Below are 16,571 nucleotides of genomic sequence, written 5' to 3' on the forward strand. Positions count from 1 at the left end.
CGCTTTAAGCCCCTTCCCGTTCCAAAGACAGCAATTGCGCGGGGTCTACCGAGAGACGGACGCTCCTTCCCGCGTTCATGCCGATGAACTTTCCGTCGTTCAGCCGATCAACAGTCAACCGGACGCCGGACACGTCGATCGCGTACCGCACGATCGTTCCGAGAATAGAGACGGCGTGAACGGTGCCGTCCACCACTTTGCGCTCGGGATTTCCGTCGATGCGGTCATCGTCGGCTTCCAGCAGCTTGACGGACTCGGGACGCAGCGCGAAGCTGTCGGCCGATCCGTCGATCCGACCGAACAGTTGCTGCGCGTCCCGGCGGCTCAGCACGTTGTAGCTGCCCATGAACCGGGCGACGAACTCGGTCTCGGGCCTCGTATAGATCGTTTCGGGGTCGCCCTGCTGCACGATTTTGCCGCGATTCATAATGCAGACCCGGTCGGACATCGTGAGCGCCTCTTCTTGGTCATGCGTCACGAACAGCGTCGTCATGTTCAGACGCTTTTGAATGTCCCGAATTTCCGTCCGCAGGTTTTTGCGGATTTGCGCGTCCAATGCGCTGAGCGGCTCGTCCAGCAGCAGCAGCTTGGGTTCGACCGCGAGCGAGCGGGCCAGCGCGATCCGCTGCTGCTGCCCGCCGGAGAGCTGGTGCGGGTAAGCGTCGCGCTTCGCTTCCAGATCAACCAAGGCGAGCAGCGCCTCCGCCCGCTTCGCTCTCTCCCCTTTGGATCGGCCGCTCATTCGCAGGCCGTACTCGATGTTCTCGCCCGCCGTCATATTCGGGAAAAGCGCGTACGATTGGAACACCATTCCGACTTCGCGCGCGCGCGGCGGCAGCTTGGTCAAATCCTTTTGCCGCAACGTGATGGTCCCGCCGTCCAAATCGGCAAGTCCGGCGATGCAGCGAAGCAGCGTGCTTTTGCCGCAGCCGGATGGACCCAGCAGCGTGACGAGCTCCCCTTCGGCCGCCTGCAAGTTTACGTCGTCGAGTACGCGCGTCTGCGCGTACGTTTTGCTGATATGGCGCAAGTCGAGATAGGCGCTCATGGCCGGGTCCCCCTATTCAAACGTCTGCCTAACTTCAACAATACCATGGATAACAGAAGAATAAAGACAAAGTAGGTGATTCCGATCGCGCTGGACAGATGACCGCTTTCTCCGGAACGCTGGTACAAATACACTTGAATCGTCGGGATGTGGGCGCCGACCAGCATGTTGGTCAGCACGAACTCGCCGAACAGCACCGAGAAGGAAAGCAGCGTCGAGATCATGACCCCGGGCAAAATATTCGGAAACACGACGGTCAAAAAAGCTTTGATCGGCTTGGCTCCGAGAAGCTCGGCGGCTTGCATCAGCTCCGGCGCGGAAACGGTCAGCATGCTGTTGCGAATCCCCTGATACATATAAGGGAGGACGGCGACGAAGTAGGCGCCGATCAGAATGTAGGCGGTGCCCGCGATCTCGATCGGCCCGGAGGAATACGTCCGGATCAGGCCGACCGCCGCTACGACGCCCGGTACGGCGTAGGGCAGCACGACGATGCCTTTCATGAACGATTCCCACTTCGGGAAGTAAACCGTCAGCACGAATACGGCGGGCAGCATGACGACAAGGCTGAGCGCCACGCTAATCGCGCATAGATAAAACGAATTCCAGAGGGCGGTGAAAAATCGCATATCCGTAAACATGGCGTTGAACCACTCGAGCGTCCACTGCTTGGGCAGCACGGTGTTTTGCCAATTTTTCGCGAACGCGTACAAGCCGGTGGCCGCGAGCGGCAGCAGCAAGTAGACGAGCAGCAACACCTGGAGCGAAACATGGCCCCAGCCGGCTCTCGGTTTTTCCGTCATCCGACTCCCTCCCCGGACGTCAAATATTTCGCGGAGCGCTTCGTCATCCAATGGTTCAGGAATACGGCAATCAGCGTCGATACGGCGAGCAGCACCGCCAGCGCGCTTCCGAGGTTCGGCTGGTTCGTCACGTCGCCCGCCACGAGAGAGCCGATTCGGATGACGAGCAGATTGTAGTTGCCGCCTACCAGCGCATAGGCCGTCGCATAAGCCCCCATGGCATTGGCGAACAGGATGCCGAGCGTCCCGAAAACGGACGGCGCGAGGATCGGCAGGCCGACCGTACGCCAGAACTGCCAGGAGCTCGCCCCGAGCAGCGACGCGGCCTCCTTCCACTGCTCGCGAATGCCGTAGTAAGCCGGATACAGCAGCAGCATCGATAGCGGAATCTGAAAGTAAACATAGACGAGGATCAGCCCCGACCAGCTGTATAGATTAAAATCGGCGAACGCGCTCCAGCCCCAATGACGGAACAGAAGCGTAAACACGCCGTTGGCGCCGAGCAGGATGATATAGGCGAAGGCAAGCGGAACGCCGGCAAAGTTCGAAGTCATATTGGACAGCATGAGCAGCCGATCGCGAATGGCCGGCGAAAAACGGCTAACGGAATAGGCGCAGACGAGCCCGACGACGATTCCGATCAGACTGGAATAGGCGGAGATCAGCAGGCTGTTCTTGATCGCTTTCAGATAAAAGGGACTGTGCAGAGCCGTGTAATAGTTGTGCAAAGTGAAGCCGGAGCCGACGTCCGGCCGAAAGCTCCCCGTGATCATCGACAAAACGGGAGCCAGCTGAAAGGCGAGCACCATGATCGCGAACGGGACGAGGCCGATGAACACCCATCGGTTGCGGCGCTTCCGCCGCGATTTTTCCTTGCTTTTCACGTGTTCACTCTCCATCGCGTTGATCGTAAGGAGCGCCTTCGCCGCGGGGACGAAGGCGCTGTTGGCACTTCATTCGATATTCGGTTGATCCCGGCGAATCAGTTCATGTGGACGAGAATGCGGTCCTGCCATTGCTGCGGAAGCGACTTGGAAATCTCGTCCCATACTTGATAGTCGCCGACCGGCTTCGCATTCTTGTATTCTTCCTTCGGAAGCAGCTTGGCGGCGACGTCGTCCGGCAGCTTCACGCTGTCGCGGATCGGACGGGCATAGCCTTTCGCGAGATTGATTTGGCCTTCGTCGCTGAAAATGTATTCGCGCGTCAGCTTGGCCGCGTTCGGGTGCGGCGCGTACTTGTTGATGATCGTCGCATAGCCGCTGACGACGCTGCCTTCCTGCGGAACGGCCACTTCGAATTGGTCTTTGTTGATCTGGTCGCGGTAGCTCAGCGCGTTGAAGTCCCACAGCAGCGTAACCGGCACTTCGTCTTTCTCGATGTTGGCGACTTTCGCGTCCGCGTTGGACAGACGGCCCTTCTTGGCCAGGTCTTCGAAGAACGCGATGCCCGGTTCGATGTTTTTCTCGTCGCCGCCGAACGCGATCGCGGCAGCCAGCACCGCCATTTGCGCCTGAGCGGCCTTCGTGACGTCGCCCACGACGATTTTGTAATCCCCGTTCTTCAGGTCTTCCCAGCTTTTCGGAGGATTCTGGACCAGATTCTTGTTCGTCAGGAAAGAAATCGTGCCTTGGTAGCCGACCACCCAGTGGCCGTCCTTGTCCTTCGCCCAATCCGGCACTTCATCCCAATGGGATGGCTTGTACGGCTGGGTAACGCCTTTATCGATCGCCACGTTGCCGAATGCGATGCCGACGTCGCCGATGTCGGCGGTAGGCTTCTTCTTCTCGGCGTCGAATTTGGCGATTTCTTCGGCGCTGGACATATCGGTATCGGAATGCGTAATCGCATATTTCGTCTGAATGTCGTTCCAGGTGCCTTTCCAGTTCGCCCACTCGTCCGGCATGCCGACGCTGACGACTGTGCCTTCCTCTTTGGCCTTCGCTTCGATGTCGGCAAGCGAAACCGCGTCGCCCGCGCCGTTGCCGCCTGCATCAGTCCCTTTGTTCGAGCCGCAAGCACCCAATACCATGGCCATCGAGAGCGTCAGCGCGACGATCCATCCCTTTTTCCTACCCGGTTTCATGAAATCTCTTGTCCTCCCCATGTGATCTGTTGTGGGTTTCTGCATGACTCTTGTTGGTTGCTCCCCTCTTAAACTTTAGGTGTTGACTATTTTCGCAGCATCAAAGCCGATAGGACATTGTGTTAAAAATAGGCCGATCCTGTACATTTTTCGAACGCCATCCAAAAGAAAAACGGAGCCCGCGAACACGCGCGGCTCCGTTTGAGCGGTATCGATGACGTCCAGGATTCAGGCAGTGTCCCGCCGCCTCTTCTCGCTTACGATTCAGGGCGTTTGAATCTCTCTTGCATGCGGGCCGGATATTCGCTGGGCAGGCTGCTTACCCTGTCCAAACGTTCCCATTGCTCCGGCGAGAGCGACCAACCGACCGCCCCCATATTTTGTTCCAATTGGGAGATGGAAGTGGCGCCGATAATCGGGGAAGTGATCCCTTCCTTCCCCAACAGCCAATTCAAAGCCACTTGGGAAGGCGTTTTTTCCGTTTCGCGGGAAATCTCGTTCACCGCATCTACGATTTCAAAATTTTTCGGCGTAAATTTGGCGTTCACATCGAATTCTCCTGACAAACCCCAAGAGAATCGGCCGTCTTCCGGCTTGTCTTGGGTCTTGTATTTCCCGGTCAACAAGCCGCCTCCAAGCGGCCCCCAAGGGAGGATGCCCACCTTCTCCTCCAAGCACAACGATAGATGCTCGCGATCCATCTCCCGGCTCACCAGGCTGTACTGCTGTTGGATGGAGACAAAGCGGACGTAGTCCTTCGCATCGCTGAACGCCAGCGATTTCATCAATTGCCAAGCCAGATAATTGCTACAGCCTATATATCTGACTTTGCCGGACGCGACCAGATCGTCAAGCGTCCGGAGCGTCTCTTCGATCGGCGTCACCTGGTCCCACGAATGCAGCTGATACAAATCGATGTAATCGGTGTTCAACCGGCGAAGGCTGGCCTCGATGCCGTCCATGATATGCTTCCTGGAGCTGCCTCTGTCATTCGGATGCGAACCGACCGCCAGTCCCACCTTCGTCGCCAGGACGACCTCCGATCTGCGCCCTTGAATCGCCTTTCCGACAATCTGCTCGGATTCGCCGTAGTAATCGGCCGTATCGACGAAGTTACCGCCTGCATCCAGAAAATGATGCACCATTCGAATCGATTCCTCTTCGCTCGTCGGATCGCCGAACATCATCGTACCCAAAGCCAATTCGGACACCAAAAGCCCGCTGCTTCCCAATTTCCGGTTTTTCATGGTCCCCCTCCTCGGTAGTCTCATTGTAGCTTGTACGGGCCATGAAAAAAGAGTAAGATGGAGGCCGAAACTTCACCTTTTTGGAAAGGGAGCGGATAAGCGATGAGGACCGTCGAACATTATCTAAGCATCTTGCTGTCGCTCCCGGCGAAGCAAGGAAAAGGCGAAGTCGTAACGGTAACGATCGAGGATTTGGCGAACGTGCTCTTCTGTACGCCCCGCAACGTCAAGCTGATTATCCGCAAGCTGGAGGAAGAAGGATGGATCGCGTGGCAAGCCGGGTTAGGCCGTGGAAATCCGTCGCGGATGACCCTCCTTCGGGATCTGGACGAAATGACGGACGCGTACTTTCACGATCTGCTGGCCAAAAACAAGTTAAATGAAGCCATGGATCTGTTCTATCATCCGAACCTGCCCCTGCCTCAACGCAACAAGCTTCGCCATCTGCTCGAGGATCGATTCGGTTTTCAACGGGTACGGTCGGACGCCGCCACGGCGGACACCCTCCGGGTTACGATGGGCTGCGCGTCCGCTTGCCTCGATCCCGCTTTCGTATCCACCTCGACGGAAGCCTTTCTTCTTCAGCGCATCTGCGATACGTTGACGATTTTCGACCCTCGGAAGAAGACCCACCTTCCGTCGCTTGCCCAAGCTTGGGAAAGCAACGAGGACGGCAGCAAGTGGACCTTTTATTTGAGAAAAGGGGTCCGCTTTCATCACGGTCGAACGCTGACTTCCAAGGACGTCCTGCATACGGTGCAGCGGCTGAGAGACGTGAACTCTCCGTCGCGTTGGCAATATGAAGAGATTGAACGCGTCGAGATCGTTTCCGATTTTGCGATCTCCTTTTATTTGCTGCAGCCCAATCGATTGTTTCTTCATTTTTTCAGCTCATTCTATATGTCCATCCTCCCTCATGACGTGGCCTTTTCGGAAAGAGGCTTGATCGGCACGGGACTGTTTCGCATAGCCGAATTCACGGAGCGGGTTCTGGTTCTCGAAGCTAATGAAGATTACTTCCGGGAGAGACCCTTTCTGGATCGGGTCGAATTGTGGTTCATGCCGGTGCACATGGAAAAGGATCTGTATCAGCTTCCCGATGCGCACCCCGCCAAGCTGGATGGTCACGGCAACAGCGGCGAAATCGAATCTGTCATGGACGGCTGCCAGTTTGTCGTTTTCAACTTTCGAAAAGAAGGTATCCAACGCCATCGTTCGTTCCGCAAGGCGATGAGGCTTGTATTCGATCGCGTCGCGATGATCGAAGATTTGAAAGGCATTCGCATTGCTCCTGCCGTCAGCTTTTTACCCGGGAACAGCAAGCAAACGGGTGTGGGGAAAACAACGCTGCATGAGGCAAGGGCGCTGCTGCAAGAAAGCGGATATGCCGGAGAAGAGCTGAAGCTCTATTATTGGAACAAAAAAGAATTTCATGACGATGCCCGGTGGATACGGGATCGCGGCGAAGCCGTCGGGCTGCGCCTGTCCCTCCATCCCGTCCACTTGACCGACTACTATTCGACCGATGCGGATCAAGAGGCCGACATGCTGGTCATCTGCGAATCGTTGGAAGAGGATACGGAGTGGGGATATCTTCGTTTGTTTCAGGACGAAGCGTGCTTTATCCGCCGCTTTTTGGATCGCGAACAGCACGCGTGGCTGGACGAATCCGTTCGCAGCCTCGCAAGGCTATCCTCGCCGGAGCCGCGGGCCCGGATCCTGGACCAAATCGAACGGAGGATGCGGGACGAGGACTGGGTCTTGTTCGGCTACCATATGAACAAGATCACGCAGTATCATCCGGCGCTGCATGGGGTAACGCTCGATTCTTTCGGCTGGATCGACTTCTCGAAATTATGGATCAAGAAAGAGATGCCGGCGCAAACCGGAACGTAAAAGGAATGGACCCATACGCAAAAGCCGACAGCCGGAAAACGGCCGTCGGCTAATGTTTCTATGGTTTATTCACGGAATGCTTGTCTTCATAAAGCTTCCGTTGAATGGTTTGCAGTTCACTTTCGCGCTTGGTCAGTTTGTCCCGTTCTTTGATTGCGGTTCCCCATTGCTTCTTATGCTGGATTTGACTCATCGCAGCAACCATCTCTGCAAAGGCGCTTTCCACTTGCGTGGCCGCCCTCCCATGACGTGATCGATCCGAAGCAAGCTGCCAATTTTGAAGGGGCTGTGTCCTTCTACAGCTAATCGAAAGATTCGCTGGACAATTTCGGCTGTATGTCGGCAGGTTGAAGAAGAATAACAACACAAGAAATATAGGAGTTTCCCTTTTGGCATGGCGAGTGCAGATGAAAGGTGATTTCGCTTTCAAATCCGGATATAATGACAACAGGAAGGTGGGATACGAAATGAAACCATTTTCAGACAAATATGCACTGACCAAACAACAGAGTTTGTTTCTGGCCAAGAAGAAATGGGACGAAAATATATACTGCGGAATGAAGATGGAAAACCGGAATATTACCTTTCCGCAAACCCAAACGATACTGAATGGCGTCAATGTTCCCGGTGTCACACTGGAGGACATACAAGCCGTCCTTAATATGAGAGATGCCTGGCACTATTTGGTAAAAGCGATAGATGAGCCGATTACGCTTTCCCTCATTTGCAAGCTCAATGAATACGTCGCGAGAAATGAAGCGCTGGAATGGGGCGTTTTAAGAGCCGGGCAATTCGGGATTTCAGGCACGAATTATGTGCCCCCGCTTCCGTTGCAGAGCGAGATCGAACAGGAATTGGCGGACTTGCTGGCGGCAGATATGACCATAACGGAGAAAGCCATTACGGCATTTCTGTGGGGAGCGCGGCGGCAAATGTTTTGGGACGGAAACAAGCGTACCTCCCTTCTACTCACGAACAAGCTTCTTGTCGAGAATGGGCATGGTATGCTGACCATTACAGAGAAAAATATGGAGCGATTTAACGAATTATTATCTGCCTACTATACCTCGAACGATATGAGTGAGATCAAGCTGTATTTGTACGAACATGCGATCAGCGGTATCGACTTCGAGCCGGAAATACGTCGTGAATCGGAGCAATCACGATAAAGCGAAAATGTATACAAGCCTGTGGCCCGAATTTGGCAGCAGGCTTTTTATTTGGTGCAGGATTGGGTTATTTTCCTGACCTGCGAATGACCTTGAAGAACAACACGAGACAAATGTCTCATCTTGTAGCAAGCACTGAATATGGATAGCCATATTCGCTTGTTAGGGCTTTGCCCCTAATACCTTTTTAAAATTACACAAGATTCACAAAATTCGCTTAATGAACATCTTCATTTTTATCACTTCGATTGTAGGAATATTTTGGATAACAATGTATAATAAATGGGGAACATTTTCGAAAAATGTAGAATTTTAGAATGTGAATGTACAGCCATCAAATCCGATAAGGAGTAGACGCATGAACCAAATCAATGTAGTCCAAGAGATGGATGAATTTAAAAAATTATTGTCGTACTCAAAAAATATCGGTTTCTTTTTCGGAGCAGGAAGTTCATGTGCCTTTGGCTTGCCCAACATATACAAATTAACAGAAGATGTTGAAAGCATGCTTAATAGCAGCCTTAAGCCACATTTCCTGAACCTTAAATACAGCTTATCAGACTTACACACGCGAACTAATATCAGCGTAGAAGATATATTAAACTATGTTCGACAAATAAGAGAAATAACCGGAGAAAGAGAAGATAGAGAATACGATGGAGTAAATGGAAGAGTTGCTCAATTGTTGGATGAACAAATATGCAAAAAAATTTTCGATGTCATTCAGGCTAAAGAAAGGGCGGCAGATATTACTGAATTGAGAAAGTTTTTTGCATGGCTCGACATAACAAATAGAAGCAATGTCAAGGAAATCTTTACTACAAACTATGATTTGTTATTAGAAAAAGCTATGGAGGATAATCGAATTCCATATTTTGATGGCTTTGTAGGTTCTTATGAGCCTTTCTTTTGGCCAGAAAGCATTGAGAAGAGCGCAAGTAACAATGACTCGACTTTCAACTGGATAAGATTGTGGAAAATTCATGGTTCCTTAAACTGGGAGTTTAGAAAAGACAGTTTATCTGACAGCTTTAAAATTGTCCGAAATGGAAAAGTAGATGAACCGGAAAATGAACTTGTTGTTTATCCTTCAAAAGAAAAATATAATTTATCCCGTAAACAACCTTTTATTGCATATTTTGATAGATTAAAAAACTATTTATTACAGGGGGAACGTCTCATTATATTTTCTGGCTATTCATTTTCAGATCAACATATCAATGAGATTATTTTCAATGGCCTAAGGCAGAATCCTCGACTATATGCAATTTGCATGTGCTTTTCAGATGAACAGGTTGATTTTATGGAACCAAATGCTATAACACATTTAAACCTTTGTGTAATGGGTCCTCAGAAAATGATTACTAATGGTAAGCTATATCAATGGAAATATGATGATAGCATAGGAAACGCCAGCGAAAGTAATTTATATTGGAATAAAGGGGAAGATAGGTTCATACTCGGTGATTTCAAAAAATTATCAGCTTTTCTTATTGCTAATTCAGGGAAGAAAAAGAGCATAGAGGAGGCTGTGCATGGAAAATGACATTACCTTTCTAGGAAAAATTATACGAGTGGATTCAAGTATTGTAGAAGTAGAAATTAGTGACAACATACCATCTACTAGCCCAATCATTGAAGGAAAGGTATACAAAATCGGTCAAATAGGCACTTTTGTAAAAATGCCAATTGGCAATGTAGTATCATATGGAATTGTTTCTAGCGTAAGTAATACTCCCAGTAAACTTAACGACAGTGAATTAAAGCAAGCAATCGGGTCACGATTTCTAACCGTTAACTTAGTTGGAGAAAAGATAGGGAATGGAGATTTTGAAAAAGGAATTGGTCTTTATCCAACTATAAATGATGAAGTACATATTGTAACAGAATCTGATTTGGTGGACATATATAGAAAAGGAAGCATGGGTTCCACTCCTATTGGAAAGCATTCGTCATCGGATAATTTAGATGTATTCATTGATGTACATAAGCTTGTGCTCCGACATGCAGCAATACTGGGTTCAACAGGCAGTGGAAAATCAAATACAACTGTGGGGATAATTAAAAGAATTATAAATGATTATTCAAACTCAAGAATGGTTCTCATAGACCCTCATGGAGAATATGCATCGGCTTTCCCTGAAGCCAAAGTTTTCAAAATCAATGATCAAGTTAACCCATTATATATTCCATTTTGGCTTATGAATTTTGATGAATTAGCTCATTTTCTTGTAGGAGCAAAACCCACAGATGATCAGAGGCCTGAGTACAGACTACTAAGAGAACTGGTTGTCCAGTTTAAAAAAGAAAATTGTCATTTGAAAGCTGGGGACGTTAATCAAGACTATATTACTGCCGATTCGCCAATACCATTTAACTCCAGAAAGCTATGGCACGAAATGAATTGGTGGTTAAATGCAAGTTTTTCTTCAACTAAAAAGGATGAGCAAACTAAAGAGGATTCCGAGAAATATCTCAAAACACTGGAAGGTCAATTAACTAAAGATACTGGAGACCATGAAAATCTTCAGGGAGCAAAATTCCATTCTCATTTGGATACTGCTGCAAGTACGCCTCCATATAAAAGCCAACATAACGAGTACTACTCCTATGAAAAAAAGCTGCTTAGCAGACTGAGAGACAGCAGGTATAACTTCATGTTCCATCCAGGTGATTACAAGGACGCAGATTCTCCAAAGGATTTGCATAACCTACTTAATGACTGGATTGGCAATCATCAAAGGCTAACAATTCTAGATTTGAGTAATGTCCCTTTTGAAGTACTGGACATAGCAGTTGGCTTAATAACACGTTTTGTCTACGATAGTATGTTTTGGGGGCGAAACGAGATTCGTACAGGTAAGAATAGACCACTGTTTCTTGCCTACGATGAGGCACATTCATATTTGGGCAAGAACGATGCAACCAACTATGCTAAGGTTGCTGTAGAAAAAATCTTTAAAGAAGGCCGAAAATTTGGATTGGGTGCACTTGTAATCTCACAACGTCCTTCGGAAATTTCTGAAACCGTATTGGCACAAGTCGGAACATTTATAGCTCTTAGACTTACTAACTCATCAGATCAGTCGATTGTAAAATCTTTAGCGCCCGATAACATGAATAGTTTAATCGATTTATTGCCATCTTTAAGAATTGGAGAAGCTATCGTTGTAGGGGAAGCTATTAAAATTCCTTCAAGGATTCGGCTTCCATTACAAAATCCTAGACCTGATAGTGCAGATCCTAAGTTGGTGGAAAAATGGAAAATCGAATTTGCGGAAGACCTTCAGTGTTATCAAAAAGTAGTAACCAAAATTAGAGAACAAAAATTATAGGGAGGCTTTTTTATGGATAGAAAATATGTCGAGTCATCAATGATAACAAGCATCGGCTATGATGAATCTAAAGCTGTATTAGAAGTAGAATTCAAGTCAAATGGACATGTCTGGCAATACTATGATGTGCCAGAATATATTTGGTTTGAAATGAACTCTGCCCCTTCAGTCGGCAAGTATTATCATGCTAGTATTAAAGGCACATACCCTGAAAGCAGGGTAGGATAGCAATAGTGCGGTGCAAATTTTTTGAAAGTGTGCCCCGTTTTCTGAATGTCGATCTTTTGCTCTTGCACCTCGTAAAAAAACAGAATACCAGATTGTTCTCAATTTATACCAGAATGGGCAAGGGATCTGCGGGGCCGTTTATAATCCTTCCACGGATGAACTCTTTTGGGCCGAGAAAGGTTCAGGTGCATACTTAAACGATAATCGACTTTTGATGAAATCTACAGTGGCTTTAACGAATTCATTAATTTCTACGTACATTCGATATGATCAAAACGAAAAAAATCTTGGTTTTGAAAGGTTTGTACATCAAGTGGCTAATGAGTCAAGAGGTATCCGTATGATTGGATGCGGCTCCCTGGAACTGGCTTACTTGGCTTGCGGTCGATTCAATGCCTATTTTAGTTCGCTTCAGAAACCGTGGGATTTTGCGGCAGGCAAATTGTTAGTCGAAGAAGCAAGCGGTAAGATGACTTGTCTCTTCATACCTATCAGTCAGGTAGTTGTATACTTGCGGCCAGTGAAGAACTTCATCAGGAGATACTAAATATATCCAAGTCAATCTTATACACCTAACGTTAAGGACCTCAGATTCTACAACCATGCGGAATCTGAGGTCCTTGTTTACTTGAGGTGGTTATGATGGATAAGCCGCAAATTTAGCGCAGTGCCAATTGTTTTTCGACCAAACGTCCGTCCTCCAAATACAGAACGCGGTCGCACAGCGACAGAATGCGTTCGTCGTGCGTGACCATGACAGCGCTCTTGCCCCTCTCTTTCGCTTCTCCGGCAAGCATGCGCACAACGTCCGTTCCCCGCGAGGCATCCAGGCTCGCCGTCGGCTCGTCGGCCAGCAGCACCGCCGGATCGTTCATGAGCGCTCTGGCGATAGCTACGCGCTGGCGTTCGCCCCCCGATAGTTTATCCGGATAAGCGTTGAGGCGAGGGGTCAAACCCAGCTTGTTCAGAAGCTCCCTCGCACGTCTGACCGCCGTCGATTTGTTCATGCCGCCCAACTTGGCGACAAGCACAAGCTGATCTTCCACCTTCAGGTAAGGGATCAGATTGGCGCTTTGAAAAATAAAACCAAGTTGACGAAGACGAATGTCCGTCAGTTCTTTCTTGTTTTTGCCGGATATCGATTCCCCATCGAGCAGCACGTCGCCGCTCGTTGGTTCAAGGAGAGCGCCCGCGATCGAAAGGAACGTGCTTTTCCCGGAACCGGATGGCCCCATAACGGCAACCAATTCGCCTTCCGATACTTGCAGGTTTAGGTTATCCAGAATCGTCCGTTGCATGCCGCCATCTTCGAAGGTACGCTTAATATTCTCCAGTCGAAGTCGATGTCTCATGCCGCCGTCCTCCCGATCGCATCCAATGCGTCTATTCTGGTTACTTTCCAAACCGAAAGCAACGATCCGATGAGCGACATCCCGACAAATGCGCCACATGTCCCCGCCAGCGTAGCAACATCTAGCTTGAACGGCATCCCGTTCGGCAGAACCGCTTCGATCGCTTGGACGAGGAGCACGCTCACGACCAGACTGCCTAACGATAATAGCAGCACTTGCAGGGCGACGCTTCGTACAAGATAGGCCGTGCGCGCGCCGATGGCTTTCAAAATACCGAATTGACTGCTTTTCTGGATCGTGATGACATAGAAGAACACGGCCAGGACAAACGCAGAAATGACAAACAAGAAGACAATCATCATAAGGAGCGAGCCCTGCTCTTCCTTATAACCCGGTATGGCCGAGACGGCCTCCGATTTCGTAACGACTTCGGCGTCTGGCAGTGCGGAAGCCATTTGCTCGGCCTGTTCCTTATTCGCCTTTACGGCGATCGCGCTGTAGGATTTGTCGGTTGCCGTTCCGTCTGCTCCCTGCCTTGCCGCTGACTGTTGAAGCTGCTGCCAGTCTCGCTCATTTAGAAACACCGCGGGTGAGTGACTGAACGATTCATGACTCACGAATCCGCTGACGATCCACTTCATCCCCGAAGCTTGATCGAGAATCTCGGAACCGATCTCAATGCCCGAATCCTTCAATTGGTCGTCGACGACCGCTTGTCCTTCACTCTGGGAAGTTATTGCGGTTCCTTCGGTTACGGAAGGCATCAGCCAGCCCTCCGGTCTAACCGCGAGCAGCGTAACATCTAGCTTGTGGGCAGTCCCTTTGGTCGTCACAGTAGTCATTTTGACGCCAAGCGGCTGCGCATTCTTTTCCCCTGTTATGGAACCGGCCTGTGCCAGATCACCCTCTCCGAGTTGAGAACGGGTAAAGCGATGATTCGATTCCTTCTCCATAATGAAGTGCGTAGCGCTCATATTCTGAATCGATGCTGCATTGTCATAAGCAAGACCCCGCGCCAGCCCCGTGACAAACAGGACCAAAAAGGCAACCAGCAGCATAATGATGGCGATCAGCGAATAACGGACTTTGGCGAACTTCATCTCTCGTATGGCCAGATACACGGTGCTTCCCTCCCTCTAGATAGCTTAAGTTTAGGAAGCGAATATGAACGGCGCGTGAATGGTCCATTACAATTGAGGCAATGAAATAAAGCGCCGAAGACAGAAATCTGTCTCCGACGCTTCCTTATTCAATACTCGATCGTAAATACCGGATGCTCGAGATCGTTCACGTAGATCCGGAATTCTCCCGGCTCGACCGTCCGCCGCAAATCGGCATCCAAATATTTTAGATCTTCCAAAGATATGGACATCTCGACGTTCACGGAACCATTGGCCGGAACCGGAACGACCCGGTAAGCTTTCATCTCCCGCACCGGACGAACCGCCCTGGATACCGCATCTTCGATATACAAGATGGCGATCTCCGAGAAGTCATACCGGCTCGGATTATGAATCCGAAAAGTCACCTTCAAATCCTCGGTCTCCGTGATCCGGAGGCCCGAAATGGCGAAGTCCGAGTAGGTCGCTCCGGCATAGGTTAGCCCATGCCCGAACGGGAACAGCGGACCGATATCGCAATCCTGATACCGGCTGCTGTAGCTGGACGTATTAGCAGGTCGGCCTGTGCTGTGCTCGTTGTAGTAGATCGGCGTCTGGGCCGAATCGCGCAGGAACGACATCGTCAGCTTCCCGGAAGGCGTCGCCTGGCCGGTCAAGAGCTTCGCGACGGCCGCCCCCGCCCTCGTCCCCGGATACCAGCACCACAGCAAGGCCGGCATATCGTCGATGATATCCTGCAGCGCCAACGGTCGGCCGGAGAAGATGACGCATGCATAAGGTCGGCCGGTGATCTTCACGGCTCGAATCAGCCGCTTCTGCTCATCATCCAGTTCGAGCTTGACGCTGCTATGCCCCTCTCCGCTAAGTCCCCAATGCTCGCCGACGGTGACGATAACGTAATCGCATCGAGCTAGCACGTCTTCCGGGCAATCCTCCAACTTGTCGAAGGCGTCGACCGACAGCGAGCCGTCTGCTTGCTTCAGCCCCTCCTCCAGGGTTACGGTATCGCCGAAACGCCCTTTGCAGGCCCAGTTGCCGAGCAGCTCCCGCGTGCGGGCGAACGGCCCGACGAGAACGACGTTCCGATGCTCCGGGCGAAGCGGCAGCGTCTCGTTCTCGTTCTTTAACAAGACGCTGCTTCGGATACCCGCCTCTTCGGCAAGCGCCAGGGATGCGGAATTCAATAGAACCGCATCTTCCGCAGCTTCGTCCGCATATGGATTTTCGAACAGCCCCATTTCGTTTTTGAGTCGCAGCACCTTCAGAACGGCCGCGTCCACGTCCTGTAGCAATTCCGGCCGCTTCTCGAGGATGGCTTCGAAATGCTCCAGATAATGGGTCGAAACCATCTCGATGTCGACTCCCGCGTCCAGCGCCAGTTCGGCCGCTTCCCGGCCGTCGCGGGCCACGCGATGCCTCTGCAGCTCCGACACCGCGCCCCAATCGGAGATGACCAGATCTTCGAAGCCGTATCGATCTCGCAGAATCTCCTTAAGCATCCACGGACTGGCCGTTACCGGAACCCCGTTGAACGCGTTGAACGAACTCATGACGAATCTCGGCCGCTCTTCCAGCGCGATCTCGTAAGGCTTGCCGTAGTACTCGAAAAATTCCCGCATCGACATGTCGACGGTATTGTAATCTTTCCCGCCGATTCCCGCCCCATAAGCAGCGAAGTGCTTCAAGCAAGCCGCAACGCCGTCCGGAGAGATGTGACCCTCGCGGATTTTCTGATAACCGCGGATCATAGCCTTGCCTAGTTCGCCGGACAGCAGATGGTCTTCTCCAAACGATTCCATCACGCGTCCCCACCTGGCATCCCGCACCAGATCCGTCATCGGCGAGAAATTGACGTGGATGCCGGCTGCCCGCAGCTCGGACGCCGTCTCCTCTGCCACCCGCTGAACGATTCGCTCGTCCCAGCTGCAGGACAGCCCCAATGGAATCGGGAAAATCGTCCGGTAGCCGTGAATCGCGTCGTGCATGAAAAGCAACGGAATCTTCAACCGGGACCGCTTCAAATATTCCTCTTGAATCCGGTTGGTCATCTTCGCGCTGGATGCGCCGATGACGCTGCCAATCGTGTATAGCGTCTCTTCATCCAGGATATGCCGCGAATACGCCGGCCCCGTCTCCACCATCTCATCGTCGACATGACCGACATAGAGTTCGCCGGTAATTTGCGACAGCTGTCCGAACTTCTCCTTCAGCGTCATCGACGCCAGCAAATCTTCTAATTGACGGTTATCCATTCTCAAGCCTCGCTATCCGCGTGCCGCAGCTGAA

At 50.9% G+C, this 16,571-nt stretch carries 15 protein-coding genes; 6 read left to right on the forward strand and 9 right to left on the reverse strand.

The genetic code is table 11. The annotated features are described in order from the left end of the window. Nucleotides 1-4: 4 nt before the first annotated feature. From LKX83_RS14620 to LKX83_RS14640, 5 genes are all read right to left on the reverse strand, one after another. Nucleotides 5-1,048 carry an ABC transporter ATP-binding protein gene (locus LKX83_RS14620; RefSeq protein WP_227883017.1) on the reverse strand — a complete coding sequence of 348 codons (1,044 nt, stop codon included), beginning with the start codon at nt 1,046-1,048 and terminating at the stop codon, nt 5-7. After that, nucleotides 1,045-1,851 (reverse strand): ABC transporter permease, encoded by an 807-nt coding sequence (locus LKX83_RS14625; RefSeq protein ID WP_227883018.1) that lies wholly within the window; start codon nt 1,849-1,851, stop codon nt 1,045-1,047. Before LKX83_RS14625 ends, LKX83_RS14620 begins: the two co-directional genes overlap by 4 nt. Next, entirely contained in the window at nt 1,848-2,660 is an 813-nt protein-coding gene (locus tag LKX83_RS14630; RefSeq protein WP_227883085.1) for an ABC transporter permease, read from the reverse strand. The genes LKX83_RS14625 and LKX83_RS14630 overlap by 4 nt, the downstream gene beginning before the upstream one ends. A gap of 173 nt (nt 2,661-2,833) precedes the next feature. Beyond that, nucleotides 2,834-3,937 carry an ABC transporter substrate-binding protein gene (locus LKX83_RS14635; protein ID WP_227883019.1) on the reverse strand — a complete coding sequence of 368 codons (1,104 nt, stop codon included), beginning with the start codon at nt 3,935-3,937 and terminating at the stop codon, nt 2,834-2,836. A 257-nt stretch (nt 3,938-4,194) separates the two neighbouring features. Next, a complete protein-coding gene (locus tag LKX83_RS14640) occupies nt 4,195-5,184 on the reverse strand; it encodes an aldo/keto reductase (protein ID WP_227883020.1) in 990 nt (329 codons plus the stop codon). A gap of 102 nt (nt 5,185-5,286) precedes the next feature. Here LKX83_RS14640 and LKX83_RS14645 point away from each other — a divergent pair, with 102 nt between their 5' ends. Next, nucleotides 5,287-7,080: an SgrR family transcriptional regulator gene (locus LKX83_RS14645; protein ID WP_227883021.1), complete on the forward strand. Its 1,794-nt coding sequence runs from the start codon at nt 5,287-5,289 to the stop codon at nt 7,078-7,080. Nucleotides 7,081-7,138: 58 nt separating this feature from the next. Here LKX83_RS14645 and LKX83_RS14650 read toward each other — a convergent pair whose 3' ends face one another. Beyond that, nucleotides 7,139-7,306, reverse strand: coding sequence for a hypothetical protein (locus tag LKX83_RS14650; RefSeq protein WP_227883022.1), 168 nt, complete (start codon nt 7,304-7,306; stop codon nt 7,139-7,141). A gap of 163 nt (nt 7,307-7,469) precedes the next feature. On the opposite strand from LKX83_RS14650, the gene LKX83_RS14655 reads away from it, so the two are divergent. The 5 genes from LKX83_RS14655 to LKX83_RS34370 all read left to right on the forward strand — a co-directional run bounded on the left by LKX83_RS14655 (nt 7,470) and on the right by LKX83_RS34370 (nt 12,359). Then, nucleotides 7,470-8,249, forward strand: coding sequence for a Fic family protein (locus tag LKX83_RS14655; protein ID WP_227883023.1), 780 nt, complete (start codon nt 7,470-7,472; stop codon nt 8,247-8,249). A 358-nt stretch (nt 8,250-8,607) separates the two neighbouring features. Next, nucleotides 8,608-9,795: an SIR2 family NAD-dependent protein deacylase gene (locus LKX83_RS14660; RefSeq protein ID WP_227883024.1), complete on the forward strand. Its 1,188-nt coding sequence runs from the start codon at nt 8,608-8,610 to the stop codon at nt 9,793-9,795. Next, nucleotides 9,785-11,584, forward strand: coding sequence for an ATP-binding protein (locus LKX83_RS14665; protein WP_227883025.1), 1,800 nt, complete (start codon nt 9,785-9,787; stop codon nt 11,582-11,584). The genes LKX83_RS14660 and LKX83_RS14665 overlap by 11 nt, the downstream gene beginning before the upstream one ends. Before the next feature lie 12 nt (nt 11,585-11,596). After that, nucleotides 11,597-11,812: a KTSC domain-containing protein gene (locus tag LKX83_RS14670; RefSeq protein WP_227883026.1), complete on the forward strand. Its 216-nt coding sequence runs from the start codon at nt 11,597-11,599 to the stop codon at nt 11,810-11,812. A gap of 91 nt (nt 11,813-11,903) precedes the next feature. Then, entirely contained in the window at nt 11,904-12,359 is a 456-nt protein-coding gene (locus tag LKX83_RS34370; RefSeq protein WP_227883086.1) for an inositol monophosphatase family protein, read from the forward strand. 112 nt (nt 12,360-12,471) lie between these two features. Here the strand turns inward: LKX83_RS34370 and LKX83_RS14680 are convergent, their stop codons facing one another. The 3 genes from LKX83_RS14680 to LKX83_RS14690 form a co-directional block, all read right to left on the reverse strand. After that, entirely contained in the window at nt 12,472-13,164 is a 693-nt protein-coding gene (locus tag LKX83_RS14680) for an ABC transporter ATP-binding protein (protein WP_227883027.1), read from the reverse strand. After that, the gene (locus LKX83_RS14685) at nt 13,161-14,285 is read right to left on the reverse strand and encodes an ABC transporter permease (protein ID WP_227883028.1); all 1,125 of its coding nucleotides are present in this window, start codon (nt 14,283-14,285) and stop codon (nt 13,161-13,163) included. Before LKX83_RS14685 ends, LKX83_RS14680 begins: the two co-directional genes overlap by 4 nt. A gap of 128 nt (nt 14,286-14,413) precedes the next feature. Beyond that, a complete protein-coding gene (locus LKX83_RS14690; protein ID WP_227883029.1) occupies nt 14,414-16,537 on the reverse strand; it encodes a glycoside hydrolase family 3 N-terminal domain-containing protein in 2,124 nt (707 codons plus the stop codon). Nucleotides 16,538-16,571: the final 34 nt, after the last annotated feature.

The organism is Cohnella baijiui, assembly GCF_020731285.1.
In the GTDB taxonomy this organism is placed as follows: Bacteria; Bacillota; Bacilli; order Paenibacillales; family Paenibacillaceae; genus Cohnella.

What these genes read in the sequence shown, in the direction of transcription:
- LKX83_RS14620 (WP_227883017.1), bottom strand. Translation starts at nt 1,048, where the DNA reads ATGAGCGCCTATCTCGACTTGCGCCATATCAGCAAAACGTACGCGCAG.
- LKX83_RS14625 (WP_227883018.1), bottom strand. Translation starts at nt 1,851, where the DNA reads ATGACGGAAAAACCGAGAGCCGGCTGGGGCCATGTTTCGCTCCAGGTG.
- LKX83_RS14630 (WP_227883085.1), bottom strand. Translation starts at nt 2,660, where the DNA reads ATGGTGCTCGCCTTTCAGCTGGCTCCCGTTTTGTCGATGATCACGGGG.
- LKX83_RS14635 (WP_227883019.1), bottom strand. Translation starts at nt 3,937, where the DNA reads ATGAAACCGGGTAGGAAAAAGGGATGGATCGTCGCGCTGACGCTCTCG.
- LKX83_RS14640 (WP_227883020.1), bottom strand. Translation starts at nt 5,184, where the DNA reads ATGAAAAACCGGAAATTGGGAAGCAGCGGGCTTTTGGTGTCCGAATTG.
- LKX83_RS14645 (WP_227883021.1), top strand. Translation starts at nt 5,287, where the DNA reads ATGAGGACCGTCGAACATTATCTAAGCATCTTGCTGTCGCTCCCGGCG.
- LKX83_RS14660 (WP_227883024.1), top strand. Translation starts at nt 8,608, where the DNA reads ATGAACCAAATCAATGTAGTCCAAGAGATGGATGAATTTAAAAAATTA.
- LKX83_RS14665 (WP_227883025.1), top strand. Translation starts at nt 9,785, where the DNA reads ATGGAAAATGACATTACCTTTCTAGGAAAAATTATACGAGTGGATTCA.
- LKX83_RS14670 (WP_227883026.1), top strand. Translation starts at nt 11,597, where the DNA reads ATGGATAGAAAATATGTCGAGTCATCAATGATAACAAGCATCGGCTAT.
- LKX83_RS14680 (WP_227883027.1), bottom strand. Translation starts at nt 13,164, where the DNA reads ATGAGACATCGACTTCGACTGGAGAATATTAAGCGTACCTTCGAAGAT.
- LKX83_RS14690 (WP_227883029.1), bottom strand. Translation starts at nt 16,537, where the DNA reads ATGGATAACCGTCAATTAGAAGATTTGCTGGCGTCGATGACGCTGAAG.